The following is a 13,440-nucleotide window of genomic DNA, read 5'->3' on the forward strand; positions in this document are numbered from 1 at the left end:
CCGGTCGTCCTAAGGTCAACGCTGGACATAAACCAATCTAAAAGGTAGGAATAGTATGAAAAATCTCGCGCATTCTTGAGGAGCAGCCATGGCAGCCAAAGTGATCGACGTGGCCGCGTACGTCCAGGAATGGCAGGACTGGCACCACCGGCACGAGAGGGTGCTGGCCGATCCCCACGGGTTCCTCGCCGTCACGAACCTGCACTGGCTGACGTCCGAACCGCAGCGACTGCCGGATGCTCCAGGGGAGTGGTCGACCGGCGGCGAGGGCGTCGTGGTGACCCTCGGCGACGCGGAGGAACTGGTCGTGGACGGCACGCCCGTGCGTGGCCGGTACGTGTTCGGCCACATCCCCGAACGGGGCTCGATCAATACCACCTGGGGTGAAGCGGTGATCGAGGTGGCCAAGCGGGGCGGGCATGACATCGTCAGGCCTAGACACCCGGACCACCCGCTGCGTGTCGCGTTCGCGGGTACTCCGGTGTTCCCGCCGGACCCGCGATGGTTGGTCGTCGGCCGCTACCTGCCGTTCGACGAGCCCCGGCCGACGGAGGTCGGGGCGGCGGTGGAAGGGCTGAGGCACGTTTACGACGCGCCGGGGCGGGTCGAGTTCGAGCTCGACGGGCAGACGCTGAGCCTGACGGTGTTCAACGGCCACGCGCCGGGCAGCCTGATCGCCCTGTTCACCGACGCGACCTCCGGCGTGACCACCTACGCCGCCAACCGTGTCCTGCAACTCGGGGTGCCCGATGCCGACAATCAGGTGACCGTGGATTTCAACCGGGCCACGAACCTGCCGTGCGCCTACACCGACCTCGCCACCTGCCCGCTGCCGCCGGCGGAGAACCGGCTGCCGGTCGCGATCGAGGCGGGCGAGAAGATCCCCTACGAGCGCGGCTGACGTCCGGACGAGCGCGCCCGTGGCCTCATGCGCGTCACCTCCCGCGGGCTTCAGGCGCCGCCGGCTCAGTTCCGGCTCCCCCTCCGAGTACGCGATCGTCACGTCGAGGGGGCCGGCCCAAGACGCTCGCCCGTCCCTCGATGTGCCGCTCTTCAATCCCAGGTCGCCGGGGGCCGTCAGCCGACGGGCAGGTGGTCGAGGTAGCCGCGGATGTTGCGGCGGGTCTCGGTCACCGAGTCGCCGGCGAACTTCTCCGCCACCGCGTCCGCCAGGACGAGCGCGACCATCGCCTCGGCCACGATCCCGGCCGCCGGGACCGCGCACACGTCCGAGCGCTGGTGGTGGGCCCGCGCCGGGGCGCCGGTGGTGACGTCCACGGTGGCCAGGGCCCGGGGCACGGTCGCGATCGGCTTCATCGCCGCCCGCACCCGCAGCGGTTCGCCGGTGCTCAGGCCGCCCTCGGTCCCGCCGGAACGTCCCGAGGCCCGCCTGACGCCCTCGCTCGTCGGCACGATCTCGTCGTGCGCCCTCGACCCCGGCGTACGGGCCAGCCCGAAGCCGTCGCCGACCTCGACCCCCTTGATCGCCTGGATGCCCATCAGGGCGCACGCCAGCCGCGCGTCGAGGCGCCTGTCCCAGTGCACGTGGGAGCCGAGACCCACGGGGACCCCGTAGGCGAGGACCTCGACCACGCCGCCGAGCGTGTCGCCGTCACGGTGGGCCCGGTCGATCTCGGCGACCATCGCCTTGCTCGCGTACGCGTCCAGGCAGCGCACCGGGTCGGCGTCCAGTCTCCCCGCGTCCTCGGGGGTGGGGAGGACGCCGTCGGGGGTCCTGGCGGAGGCCAGCTCCACGACGTGCGAGACGAGCTCGATCCCGGCCGTCTCCCGCAGGTAGGAGCGGGCCACCGTGCCCAGCGCGACCCGCGCCGCGGTCTCCCGCGCGCTGGCCCGCTCCAGGATCGGCCTGGCCTCGTCGAAGCCGTACTTCTGCATGCCCGCCAGGTCCGCGTGGCCGGGCCGGGGCCGGGTCAAAGGGGCGTTGCGCGCCAGCCCGTCCAGCACCTCGGGGGCGACCGGGTCGGCCGCCATGACCTGCTCCCACCTGGCCCACTCGGTGTTGCCCACCACGATCGCGACCGGCGAGCCCAGGGTCAGCCCGTGCCGTACGCCGCCGAGGACGGTCACCTCGTCCCGCTCGAACCTCATCCGCGCGCCCCGGCCGTACCCCAGCCGCCGCCTGGCGAGCGCGTCCGCCAGCATGCCGGTGGTGACCGGCACTCCGGCGGGCAGGCCCTCCAGGGTCGCCACCAGGGCGGGTCCGTGGGATTCGCCCGCGGTCAGCCAGCGCAACCTGCTCATCGGGCCGCCCCCACCCCGAGGCCGCGGCTGAAGTCGCGGGCGCCGTGCAGCCAGGCCACCCTGTCGTGCAGGTCGTTCACGGTGAAGGAGGACAGCATCTCGTTCCGTTCCCGCGCCTCGGCGCCCGCCGGGTGGTAGAGCCGCGTCCCCATCTCGCGGGCCACCAGCTGGGTCCTGGCCGTGCGCTCGTGCCGCTCGGCGTTGTACTTCTCCAGGCGCCGCGGGATCGCGTCCTCGTCCCAGTCGAGCAGCCCGCCGATCACCACCGCGTCCTCCAGGGCCATGCACGCGCCCTGGGCGGCGTACTGCAGCATCGGGTGCGCGGCGTCGCCGAGCAGGGCGACCCGCCCGTCGGTCCAGCGGTCGACCGGGTCGCGGTCGCACAACACCCAGGTCCGCCACTCCTCGCCCAGTTCCAGGAGGTCGCGGGCGGTGTCGCTCAGGCCGGGGAACTCGCCCAGCACGTGGGACCTGTCCGCGGGCTCGCCGGTCACCTCCTCGCGGGCGTCGTCGTCCCGGGTGGCGGCCAGGTTCAGGAACCTGCCGCCGCCGATCGGGTAGTGGACGAAGTGCCACTTCGGGCCCGCCCAGAGGGTGACGGTGTTCCATCGCAGTTCCTCGGGGACGTTCTCCATGGGGATGACCGAGCGGTAAATGGTGTGCCCGGAGATCCGGGGCCCGCCGTCACCGACGAGCTGCCGGCGGACGGCCGAGCGGATGCCGTCGGCCCCGATGAGGGCGGCGCCGGTGAACCGGTCTCCCGCGTCCGTGACGGCGGTGACGTCGGCCGGGCCCTGCTCGTACCGGGTGACCGGCCGGCCGCCGAGCAGCTCGATGTCGCCGGACGCGCGGCAGGCGTCGAGCAGCGGCTGGTACAGGTCGCCCCGGTGGACCACCGCGTACGGGTTGCCGAACCGTCCCCGGTAGGCGCCGGTCAGCGGCATGCTGGCCACCCGCTCGCCCGTCGTGCCGTCCATGAAGCGCAGCTCGTCGATGAAGACCGCCCGGTCGCGGACGGCGTCGCCGACCCCGAGGCGGTCGAGCGCGTGGAAGGCGTTCGGCCCCAGCTGGATGCCCGCGCCCAGTTCGGCGAACGTGGCCTGGCGTTCCAGCACGGTCACCCGGTGTCCCCGATCGGCGATGCTCAGCGCGGCCGCGAGGCCGCCGATGCCACCACCGGCGATGAGAATCTTCGCCATGTCCTCGTCATCCCTCCAGGGCCAGGCCACGGCCCGCCAGTTCGGCGATGTCGAAGACGCCCTCGGTGGTGGCCTCCACCTCGAAGACGGCGCGCTGGACGGGCGGGAACCCGATCAGTTCGGCGGCCCTGGCCGGCAGCGGGACCGCCGCGGCCTCCGCCGACTCCCAGAGCAGCACGGCGCCCCAGCGGTCGCTCCTCCGGTCGGAGATCCAGAACTTCAGGCGCAGCCCGGGAATCGTGGCGAACCTGTCCACCGCCTCGTCGCGCAGGAACGCGCGGAGCGATTCGACGGTCTGGTCCGAGTCACGCAGATCCCACCAGACGACCGCGGCCTGCATACGCCTGACACCTCCGGAATTCGATTCCTCGTGCCGTTTCCGCCGGTGACGCCGTTTCCGCGGACGCGGATTCGTCTCCCAGGTGTACGGCAATTCTTATGACTGTCGTTTTTACGGTATTCCCCTGGTCAGGGCGGGGCAACGGGCCGGTGATAAGACATTCTTCTCGGGATGCGAACAAGAAACAGCGGTAACCGGAAAGGTGAATGCGCAGGAGTCGTAAGACGGTCGGACGAAGTGGTGTTCCCCGACGAGAAAGGACCGGCCCCGGTGTTCACCGGGGCCGGCCCTTTCTCCGGGGTCGTTCCATGGAAATCAGCGGTCAGTCCTTTTTCGCCTTCGCGATGGTGCGGGCCATCCGCTCGATGCTGGCGTCGTCGAACAGGTCGTCGATGTCGACGTCGACGTCGAAGACCTCGCGGATCCGCTCGGTCAGGCGGGCGGCGCGCAGGGAGTCCCCGCCCAGCTCGAAGAAGTTGTCGAGGATGCCGATGCCTTCGAGTTCCAGCGTCTTCGCCCAGATCTGCTGGAGGGACCGCTCGATGTCGTCGCGCGGCTCCTGGTAGGGGCTGCCGACCTCGGGCCGGGACCGGGGCGGCTCGGGGAGCGCGGTCCGGTCGATCTTGCCGTTCGTCGTCGTCGGGAGGCCGCCGATGACGTACGCCGCCGGAACCATGAACGAGGGGAGCGTCTGCCGCAGCGCCGCCCGGACGTCCCGTACCTCGGGGACGGGGCCGGGGCCCGGCTCGATGTAGGCCACCAGCTGGACGTCTCCCTGGCCGTCCTTCTTGGCCAGGACGGCCGCCTGGCCCACGCCCGGCTGGTCGGCCAGGACGGCCTCGATCTCGCCGAGGTGCACCCGGTTGCCGCGGACCTTGATCTGGTTGTCGGTACGGCCGACGATCTCGATGCTCCCGTCGGTCCAGTAGCGGGCCACGTCACCCGTCCGGTACAGCACCGGGTGGCGGACCGGGTCCATCGGGTTGGCGAGCCACTTCTCCGCGGTGGCCTCGGGCCGGCCCAGGTATCCCTCCGACAGGCTCTCACCGGCCACGAAGATCTCGCCGACGACTCCCGGCGGGAGGACTTCGAGGTTCTCGCCGAGCACGTACGCCTTGACGTTGGGCGTGGGCCGGCCGATCGGCGGCAGGCGGTGGGCGCGCCCCTCCTCGCCGAGGTCCACGCCGAGCTGGGTGATGTCGCACGTGGCCACGACCGTCGCCTCAGCGGAGCCGTACAGGTTGAACACGTGGAAGGGCAGGTCGGCGGAGGGCCACGACTGCACGCGCTCGCCGCAGATCCTGATGTTGACCAGCTCGGTCTCGGCGGGCCAGTGGAGCGTCCACAGCCGTTCGGCCATGGCCTTCATGAGCAGGGTGTGGGTGATCCGCTCCGAGACGAGCCAGTCGCGCAGCCACTCGGGCGACGTCACGACCGACGGCTCGGGGATGTGGACCGTGGTGCCCGCGGCGAGGACCGAGAAGCACTCGACCTCCACCATGCCGTAGCCGGGCGCCGCCAGCCACGTCCCGCGGGACTTCTCGGTGATGCCGCAGATCACCCGCATGCTGTAGATGAGGTTGCGGGCCGCGCCGTGCGGCACCATGACGGCCTTGGGCACCCCGGTGGAGCCGGAGGTGTAGCAGATGTGGATGAGGTCCCCGGCCTCCACCCGCTCGCTGACCGGGGTGGCGGGCTCGTCGCGCCAGTCCGCGTCGTCGAGCGAGAGCACCGGGCAGATCCCGGACACCTTGGGCTCGTGGGCCTTCATGGTGAGCACCACCACGGCCGAGGCGTCCTCGATCATGAAGCGGACGCGGTCGTCGGGGAACTCGGGGTCGAGCAGGATCGCCGCCGCCGCCGTCTTGAAGCAGGCGAGCTGCGCGATCAGGCTCTCGGCGCCGCGCGGGAAGCAGACCCCGACCCGGTCGCGGGGGCGGACCCCCGTCGAGGCGAGCCGGTGGGCGAGCTGGTTGGCCTGGTCGTCGAGCTCGCGGAAGGTCAGCCGGCCACCGGGCCAGGCCACCGCGACCACGTCGGGCGTCCGGCGCGCGATGTCCGCGACGACCTCGTGGAAGAAGAGGCCGGGTACGGGCTCGTCGGTCTGGTTCCAGTCGACCAGGATGTGCCGCGACTCCTCCTCGGTGAGCAGGGGGACGTCCCGCAGCGCGACGGCCGGGTCGGCCGCCAGGGCGTCGAGGACCCGCCCGAGGTGCAGCGCGTACTGCGCGGCGGCGTCCTCGTCGAACTCCGCCCGGGGCATCACGAGCTCGAAGTCGCCCTCGCCCCGGGTGAGCACGGTCAGCGCGGCCCGCGGGCCCGGCTCCCCGCCGTTCGCGGAGACGCCGTTCGTGGCGGCACCGTTCGTGGCGGCGCCGTTCGAGGAGACACCATTCGAGGGGACGTCACTCGCGGGGACGTCACTCGCGGGGGTGCCGCCGGCGGAGACCCCGTTCGAGGGGACGCCGTTCGTGGTGACACCGTTCGTGGTGACACCGTTCACGGGGGCGTCGGGGGCGTCGGGGGCGTCGAGAGTGCCGGGGGTGTCTCCCGTGGAGACGACGGCCTGACAGGCCTCGCCGGTGGACGGCTCGGGCCGCGTGGCGGCGATCTCGGCCAGCAGGTCCGCGGCGGTCGTGTCTCCCGACACCCGCAGCCGGATGTTCTCGGCGGTCCCCTGCCCCGACCGCCGTCCGATCAGCAGGTCGGTCTCCCCGGTGTAGCGGTGGAGCAGCCCGGCCAGGGCCGCCACCGCGAACGTCTCCCGCTGCGGGGCTGCCTTCCCGGGGACGGGGATGGGGTGCCGGTGCGGCGCTCCGGTCCGGTCGTCGGCGGCGGGACGGGCGAGGGGAAGCGACGAGTTGGTCGTTTCCATGGGAATCGTTCCTCTCGTTGTAGCGTGGGACAGGGGGCTCAGGCGAGGGCCGGCAGCGTGGCGACGGCGGGGAGAGGGGCCTCGGCCAGCAGGGGGGTGTCCTCGGCACCGGCCCGCCGGAGGGAGCGCCCGGTCTCGACGGCCTCGGAGAGCTCCTCGATCATCCGGGTGGTCTGCTCCCAGTCCACGCAGGCGTCGGTCACGCTCTGCCCGTACGCGAGGCGCTCCGTCCTTCCCAGGACCAGGTCCTGCCGGCCGGCGGCCAGGAAGCTCTCCAGCATGATCCCGGCGATGCCGGTCTCCCCGCCGGCGATCCGCCGCGCGATGTCGGCGGCCACGTAGGGCTGCCGCTCGTGGTCCTTGCCGCTGTTGCCGTGGCTGGCGTCGATGAAGAGGCGCTGCGGCAGCCCCGCGCTCCCCAGCAGTTCGAGAGCGCCCGCCACGTCGGAGGGGCCGTAGTTCGGGGCCGCGCTGCCGCCGCGCAGGACGACGTGGCACTCGGGGTTCCCGCTGGTGGAGACGATCGAGGCGACGCCCTCGTCGTCGATGCCCGGGAACACGTGTCCCTTGGAGGCCGCGACGATGGCGTCGACGGCGTCCTCCACGTGGCCGCTCGTCGCGTTCTTGATGCCGACGGGCATGCTGAGCCCGCTGGTGAGCTGCCGGTGCACCTGGCTCTGGACGGTGCGGGCACCGATCGATCCCCAGGACACGGCGTCGGAGAAGTAGCGGGGGGTGAGCGGGTCGAGGAACTCGCAGCCGATCGGCAGGCCGGTCTCCAGGATGTCCACCATCAGGCTTCTCGCCACGCGCAGCCCGCTGTTGAGGTCGTTCGAGCCGTCGAGGTGGGGGTCGCTGATGAGTCCCTTCCAGCCGAGGCGGGTCCTCGGTTTCTCCATGTAGACCCGCATGACGACCACGAGCGAGTCGGACACCTGCCGCGCGAGGTCCGACAGCCGCTCGGCGTAGGTCAGGGCGGCGCAGGGGTCGTGGATGGAGCACGGGCCGGCGACCACGACGAGCCGGTCGCTCTGGCCGCTCAGCACCTGGGCGACCTCGTACCGGCCGTTGAGCACGGTCTCCGCGGCGGCGGGCGACATCGGGATCTCCTCCCGCAGCGCGGCGGGCGCGAGGAGCGGCTCGACCGGGGTGACCCGGGAGTCGAGAGAGGGAGTGGGGGACACGTCGGGAGTCTGGGTGACGGTCATGACGGGTTCCTTCCTGTGGAGTCCTGTGGAGTCCTGCGAAGTACTGCGAGGTCCTGTGGAGTGGTCAGGCGTCGCGCGCCTCGAGAACGGCCGCGGAGAACGTGAATCCCATGCCGGTGCCGATGAGGAGCACCCGGGCTCCGGGCTCCAGGAGGTCCTCCTTCAGCAGGTGGTCCAGGCCGTAGAGCTGGTCGGCGGGGCCGAGGTGGCCGATCGTCAGGCCGAGCTCGGCCAGGGTGTTGCCGGGGATGGCGTCCAGCGGGCGTACGAAGCTCTCCTTGAACAGGGCCCGCCCGACGAACGGCGTGACGAGCCAGTCGACCTCGTCCATGGACAGGCCGGCGTCGGACAGCGCGCGGGAGACGACGTTCGCGGTCCCGGCCGCCGACCTGGCGCGGACGTCGCGCAGCGACAGCTCGCCGCGGGTCAGGAACTCCCGGGTCCTGCGCCTCATGTCGGGCTGCGGCTCGGGGGCCGTACGGAACGGCTCGTCGCCGCGCGAGAGGCCTTCGAGGGCCGTGTCGGTCTCCGAGACGCAGGACAGCAGCCGCAACCGGCCGCCGCCGCGGGTGACCACCGCCGACGCGGCACCGTCACCGAAGACCATGCCGGGGGAGAGGTACCAGCGGTCGGTGGGCGGGGCGAACCGGTCCGCGACCGTGATGAGGGCGGAGGGGAGCTCGGGGCGTCCCGACAGCATGCCCGCCGCGATCTCCAGGCAGGCCAGGGAGCCGTTCGACGCCGCCGAGACGGTCATCGGCATCCCGGTCATGTGGGTGCCCAGCAGTTCCCCGCCGATCCAGCAGGCCGCGGGCCACATGTCGATGCCCTGGAAGTGGCTGTGGCTGTGCAGGTAGAGCGTGCCGGGGCCGGTCTCCGCCCCGAGGGCGGCGGCCTCCTTGAGCGCCTGCCGTCCCGCGGTCACGGCCATCTCGGGGGGAGCCTCCGTGGACTGGGAGACGGAGACCATCCCGGTGCTCTCGGCGACCTCGGCCGAGTACGAGCCGTCCTCGACGGCCCGGCCTATCGGCACCAGGTCGCCGAGCGTGCCGCCCGTGCCGGAGATCCAGATGTCATCGAATCGCATCGCTGAGTGTCCTTTCCGTGCCGGAAGTGCCGGAAGTGCCGGAAGTGCCGGAGGACCCGGAGGGGCCGTAGGTTCCGGAGACGCCGGAGGCGTCGGGGACGTCCCACAGGTACTCGCCGCCCGCGGTGACGTGGATCGGCCCGCAGATCCCGTCGAGGATCCGCCGGACGCTGCGGAGCAGCACCCGTCCGATGGCCGTGTCGATCGCGCCCGCCAGGTGCGGGACGCTCGTGGAGTAGTCCACCTGGTAGGTGACCTCGCAGCCCTCGGCGAGATCCTCGGTCGTCCAGGAGCCCCTGAAGTCGTGGAAGTCGCCGGTGACCTGCTCGAACTCGATCCGGTACGGCTGCGCGCCGACCAGGTCGCGGCTGTGCTGGACCCACTCGGCCGTGCCGCCGCGGAAGGCGAGGACCCACTGGCGGAGCCCGCCGCCGATGTCCTCGACGGAGAGGATGTCCGGGGCGCACGCCGGGAACGCCCGGTCGTCGCCGAGCTGCTCGATCAGGTCCTCGGCCGAGCACCACACGGTCGCCTTGAAAGTACGAGATGTCATGTCGTTCACTCCGTATCGGTCGCCGGGCGGACGATGCTGACGCCCTGCAGGTGTGAGGCACGCAGCATGAGGTAGTTCGCCTCCCCGAAGGCGCCGCCGGTCAGGCCGGTCCCGCCGTGGGTGGGGAGGAACGGCAGGAAGCCGGCGTGCGAGTCGTTGATCTTGAGCTGGCCGCCGCCGGTGGCCCCCTCCGCGAACCGGTCGATCACCGAGGGGTCGGTGGCCCAGAAGGAGTTGCGCAGGCCGTACGCGTTGCCGTTCACGAACGTGATGAGCCGCTCCAGCAGCTCGTCGTCCGTACCGCCGGGCTCGGGGACGATGACCGGCAGGAGGGGGAAGAACGTCTCGTCGCGTACCACCCACAGGGACCTGGAGTCGCGGAGCCCGTCGACCCGCAGGATCGTCGGCTCCAGGAAGAACCCGGTCTCCGACGGGGAGCCGTCCACCTCCAGGCGGCGGCCGCCGTGGACGAGCGTGGCGCCCTGCCCGAGGGCCTGGGCGACGCAGGCGTGGAACGCGTCGACCATCAGGACCGGGGTGAGCACGACGCCGCGCTCCTCGGGGTAGCCGGGCTGGATCTTCTGCACGGCCACGGCCAGCCGCTCGACGAGCTCGTCGGCGATCGCGGGGTGGGCGATCACCTGGTTGGGCACGTTGCAGATCTGGCCCGACTGCGTGAAGAACTGCGTGAGGCTCTCCACCGCGACGTCCAGGTCCGCGTCGCGCCAGACCACGAAGCAGTCGTTGCCCGCCAGCTCCAGGATGGGCTTCTTGCCGGCCGCGACGCAGTCGCGCTCCAGGGCGAGCCCCTTCTTGCTGCCGCCGATGTAGACGATGTCGTCGACGTGCTCGCTGGCCAGCCAGGCGTCGAGCATGGGGGGCCCGCAGAGCGCGTTGAGCGTGCCGGGGGGCGCGCCCGCCTCCTCCAGCACCGGCGCCACGATCTCCCGCATCGTGTACATGACCGCGAGCGGGATCCCGCGCGGCGCCCGCACCACCACGGCGTTGCCGGCGAGGAGGGCGGTGATGCCGAACAGGGCGTTGGCGACCGCGGCGTTCTGCGGCGGGTTGACGCAGACGACCCCGTCGGGGACGCGCCGCAGGATCATCTCGCGCTCGCCGTCGTGCCGGTCGAAGCGCATCTGCGCGGCGCACCACCCGAGCGTCTCCCGGCTCCAGCCGGTGAGGGGGATCCCGTCGACCATGCCCTCGGCGAGGGAGCGGGGCTGTCCTTCGGCGACGAGGATCTCGACCAGCTCGTCGCGGTGCTCGGCGAGGCGTTCCGCGATGCGGTAGCCGATCTCCATCCGGGTGGCGAGCGGGAAGCGGGCCCATTCGGGGGCGGCCCGGGCCGCCGACTCCAGGGCCAGCTCGACCATCTCCTCGTCGGCGACGGCGCACGCTCCCGCGACGGCGTCCCCGGCCGACTCGATGTCGACGAGGCCCAGGTCGAGGTCGCGCTTGAGCCTCAGGCTGGGGAAGGTGTCCTCCAGGACGGCACGCGTGGTGACCGTGTGGACGTACTTCCCGCTGTCGCCGGTGATGTCCTTGCCGCCGATATAGGCGGGATAGACCCTGGTGGTCACGTCGCTTCCCTTCGTGCTCCTCGTGCTCCGGATTTCTCTGCCGGTTTTTTCTGTTACCAGCAATTACGCTAAGCCGGTAACAGGGGCGGGGCAACGGGGGTGCGATAAGAGCTTCTTCTCGGGATGCGAACGCGAACCATGCCATACGAAGCAAGGGGCGGGTGTGGTGGAGGTCTTCCGGGGGCGTCGTTGGATCATCCGCGCCGCACTACCGGCGAAGTCATTTCGGTAGTAACATTGTTAGGGTGAAGCGACAACCGGGAGACAGAGCCGTGGCGCCGGGTCCGCTCGCGCTGGTGCAGGCATTCGTCAACAGCGTCAATGTGGAGTTCGGCCCTGACTACTTCGCCACCACGCGGGGTCTCGCCACCTGGCTGGAACGCAACGGCCTCGACGGCCCGCGGGTGGAGCCGGACGAGCTGGATCGCCGCGACGCCGTGATCCTGCGGGAGGCGCTCCGCGCGCTCCTGCGGGAGAACAACGGCGGTCCCGCCGACCTCCAGGCCCGCCGTACGATCGAGCACGTCGCGCGCGCCTGCCCGCTCGTCGTGGGGTTCGGCGGGGAGGCCGGGAGTCTCGGCCTCCGGCCCGCGCTGACCGACGTGCGCGGGGCCCTGGCCAGGGTGCTGGCGGTCGTCGCCGGCGCCGTCGCCGACGATTCCTGGCAGCGCCTCAAGGCGTGCGGCGAGCACCGATGCGAGTGGATCTTCTACGACCGGTCGCGAAACCGGGGCAGCAGGTGGTGTTCGATGTCGGTGTGCGGGACACGGGCCAAGATGCGCACCTACCGCGAGGCGAAACGGGAACACAGCGCGGCCGGGTGAGCCCAGCACGACCGGGCGATCCGGGCGTACGACACGGTCGGCTGAGCCGGGAAGAGCGGATGAACCGGGCCGATCGGGTGAGTCCAGGAGGACACGACGAGCCGGGGAGACGGTCAACCGTCTCCCCGGCTCGCGTCACCGGTCATGCCGTCACGTCAACGAGGACCCCTCACAGAGAATCACCGAGCACCGAGGAACGCGGACCGTCGAGGAACGCGGAGCGCGTCACCGGCGATCACGGCACGTTCTCACGGCACATTTTCACAGCGCGCTCTCACGGCGCGTTCTCACGGCACGTTTTCACAGCGCGCTCTCACGGCGCGCTCTCACGGCGCGCTCTCACGGCGCGTTCTCACGGCGCGTTCTCACGGCCGAGGAGTTTCCTCGCGACGACGAGCTTGGTGGCCGCCGCGGTGCCGTCCGCGAGCTGGAGCCCGATGACGTCCCTGAGCCGCTGCGCGATCGGCCCGTCCTCCGACCAGCCGAGGTGGCCCATGGTGAGCAGTGACTGGTGGACGGCCTCCATCGCCGCCTTCGGCGCCCACCACTTGGCCATGTTGGAGGGGACCCTCGGGTCCATGCCGTTGTCGGCGAGCCACAGTGCCTCGTACGACACCAGCCGGGCCGCGTGGAGCATGGTCGCGTGCTCGACCAGGGGGAAGGCGACGCCCTGGAACCTGCCGATGGGCCCGCCGAACGCCTCCCTGGCGCCCGCGTGGGCGACGGCCTCGTCGAGGGCGGCCCTGCCGACCCCGAGTGCCATCAGCGAGATGAGCGCCCGAGAGACGCCGAACCCGCGCATGACCGCGGCGAAGCCGAGTCCCGGCTCCCCGACCACGTCCCGGGGGCCGACGCGGACGTCGTCGAAGACGAGCCTGCCGCGCCCGCCGGACCGGCAGCCGAGGTCGGAGAGGACCTCACGGGTCACCCTCTCCTCGTCGAGCCGGACGTAGAAGGCGGTGATGCCGTGCGCCCCCGCCTCTCCCGTACGCGCGAAGACGAGGCCGTGCGTGGCGTAGGCGGCGATCATGATGGAGGTCTTCTCGCCGTTCAGCACCCATCCGTCGCCGTCGGGCTCGGCGCGCATCTCGATGCTCGCGGCGTCGGTGCCGTGGCCGGGCTCGGTGAGGCAGAGCGCGACGATCGACTCGCCGGTGGCGATCGGCGGCAGCCAGCCCGCCAGCTGTCCCGGCGTGCCGTTCGCGGCCAGGACGCCGCCGATGAGGGCGGCGTTGAGCACGGGGTAGCAGACCGACAGGTCGGCCGCCGCCAGCTCCTCCAGGGCGATGCCCGCGCTCACCGCGTCGAGCCCGCGTCCCCCGTACTCCTCGGGGACGCGCAGCGAGAACAATCCCTCCTCGCCCATCTCGGCGAGGAGCCCGGCGCGGTAACCGCGCCGCACGTCGCTCTCGTGGCGGTACGGGGCCACCCTGTCGGCCGCGAACTCCCGCACCCTCTTGGCGAGCGCCTGCTGTTCACTGGTGAATTCGAAGTCCATGACCTGTC

General features: G+C 71.6%; 11 protein-coding genes. 2 read left to right on the plus strand and 9 right to left on the minus strand.

Features of this window, described 5'->3' with window-relative positions:
* Window positions 1-88 precede the first annotated feature (88 nt).
* Window positions 89-901 (plus strand): DUF1684 domain-containing protein, encoded by an 813-nt coding sequence (locus ABT053_RS07800; protein ID WP_350968109.1) that lies wholly within the window; start codon window positions 89-91, stop codon window positions 899-901.
* A gap of 176 nt (window positions 902-1,077) precedes the next feature.
* Here the strand turns inward: ABT053_RS07800 and aroC are convergent, their stop codons facing one another.
* The 8 genes from aroC to ABT053_RS07840 form a co-directional block, all read right to left on the minus strand.
* Window positions 1,078-2,262, minus strand: coding sequence for a chorismate synthase (aroC, locus tag ABT053_RS07805; protein WP_350968110.1), 1,185 nt, complete (start codon window positions 2,260-2,262; stop codon window positions 1,078-1,080).
* The gene (locus ABT053_RS07810; RefSeq protein ID WP_350968111.1) at window positions 2,259-3,461 is read right to left on the minus strand and encodes a 3-hydroxybenzoate 6-monooxygenase; all 1,203 of its coding nucleotides are present in this window, start codon (window positions 3,459-3,461) and stop codon (window positions 2,259-2,261) included. Before ABT053_RS07810 ends, aroC begins: the two co-directional genes overlap by 4 nt.
* A 7-nt stretch (window positions 3,462-3,468) precedes the next feature.
* The gene (locus ABT053_RS07815; RefSeq protein ID WP_350968112.1) at window positions 3,469-3,801 is read right to left on the minus strand and encodes a hypothetical protein; all 333 of its coding nucleotides are present in this window, start codon (window positions 3,799-3,801) and stop codon (window positions 3,469-3,471) included.
* 322 nt (window positions 3,802-4,123) lie between these two features.
* Window positions 4,124-6,676 carry a non-ribosomal peptide synthetase gene (locus ABT053_RS07820; protein WP_350968113.1) on the minus strand — a complete coding sequence of 851 codons (2,553 nt, stop codon included), beginning with the start codon at window positions 6,674-6,676 and terminating at the stop codon, window positions 4,124-4,126.
* Window positions 6,677-6,714: 38 nt separating this feature from the next.
* On the minus strand, window positions 6,715-7,884 hold the full coding sequence (locus ABT053_RS07825) for a 3-deoxy-7-phosphoheptulonate synthase (protein WP_350968114.1): 1,170 nt from the start codon (window positions 7,882-7,884) through the stop codon (window positions 6,715-6,717).
* Between the two features lie 64 nt (window positions 7,885-7,948).
* Window positions 7,949-8,971, minus strand: a complete 1,023-nt coding sequence (locus ABT053_RS07830; protein WP_350968115.1) for a ketoacyl-ACP synthase III family protein — start codon at window positions 8,969-8,971, stop codon at window positions 7,949-7,951.
* Window positions 8,958-9,524 carry a type II toxin-antitoxin system RatA family toxin gene (locus ABT053_RS07835; RefSeq protein WP_350968116.1) on the minus strand — a complete coding sequence of 189 codons (567 nt, stop codon included), beginning with the start codon at window positions 9,522-9,524 and terminating at the stop codon, window positions 8,958-8,960. Before ABT053_RS07835 ends, ABT053_RS07830 begins: the two co-directional genes overlap by 14 nt.
* A gap of 5 nt (window positions 9,525-9,529) precedes the next feature.
* Complete coding sequence (locus ABT053_RS07840; protein WP_350968117.1) at window positions 9,530-11,110, minus strand: aldehyde dehydrogenase family protein; 1,581 nt, start codon at window positions 11,108-11,110, stop codon at window positions 9,530-9,532.
* A gap of 245 nt (window positions 11,111-11,355) precedes the next feature.
* Between ABT053_RS07840 and ABT053_RS07845 the strand changes: the two genes are divergently transcribed.
* Window positions 11,356-11,934 (plus strand): CGNR zinc finger domain-containing protein, encoded by a 579-nt coding sequence (locus ABT053_RS07845; RefSeq protein ID WP_350968118.1) that lies wholly within the window; start codon window positions 11,356-11,358, stop codon window positions 11,932-11,934.
* A 352-nt stretch (window positions 11,935-12,286) separates the two neighbouring features.
* Here ABT053_RS07845 and ABT053_RS07850 read toward each other — a convergent pair whose 3' ends face one another.
* Window positions 12,287-13,432 carry an acyl-CoA dehydrogenase family protein gene (locus ABT053_RS07850; RefSeq protein WP_350968119.1) on the minus strand — a complete coding sequence of 382 codons (1,146 nt, stop codon included), beginning with the start codon at window positions 13,430-13,432 and terminating at the stop codon, window positions 12,287-12,289.
* Between the last annotated feature and the right edge of the window lie 8 nt (window positions 13,433-13,440).

Source organism: Streptosporangium sp. NPDC002524 (assembly GCF_040295985.1).
In the GTDB taxonomy this organism is placed as follows: domain Bacteria; phylum Actinomycetota; class Actinomycetes; order Streptosporangiales; family Streptosporangiaceae; genus Streptosporangium.

Excerpts from the sequence above, each read along its gene's own strand:
- ABT053_RS07810 (WP_350968111.1), bottom strand. The coding sequence starts at position 3,461 with ATGGCGAAGATTCTCATCGCCGGTGGTGGCATCGGCGGCCTCGCGGCC.
- ABT053_RS07830 (WP_350968115.1), bottom strand. The coding sequence starts at position 8,971 with ATGCGATTCGATGACATCTGGATCTCCGGCACGGGCGGCACGCTCGGC.
- ABT053_RS07850 (WP_350968119.1), bottom strand. The coding sequence starts at position 13,432 with ATGGACTTCGAATTCACCAGTGAACAGCAGGCGCTCGCCAAGAGGGTG.
- ABT053_RS07835 (WP_350968116.1), bottom strand. The coding sequence starts at position 9,524 with ATGACATCTCGTACTTTCAAGGCGACCGTGTGGTGCTCGGCCGAGGAC.
- ABT053_RS07800 (WP_350968109.1), top strand. The coding sequence starts at position 89 with ATGGCAGCCAAAGTGATCGACGTGGCCGCGTACGTCCAGGAATGGCAG.
- aroC (WP_350968110.1), bottom strand. The coding sequence starts at position 2,262 with ATGAGCAGGTTGCGCTGGCTGACCGCGGGCGAATCCCACGGACCCGCC.
- ABT053_RS07820 (WP_350968113.1), bottom strand. The coding sequence starts at position 6,676 with ATGGAAACGACCAACTCGTCGCTTCCCCTCGCCCGTCCCGCCGCCGAC.
- ABT053_RS07815 (WP_350968112.1), bottom strand. The coding sequence starts at position 3,801 with ATGCAGGCCGCGGTCGTCTGGTGGGATCTGCGTGACTCGGACCAGACC.
- ABT053_RS07825 (WP_350968114.1), bottom strand. The coding sequence starts at position 7,884 with ATGACCGTCACCCAGACTCCCGACGTGTCCCCCACTCCCTCTCTCGAC.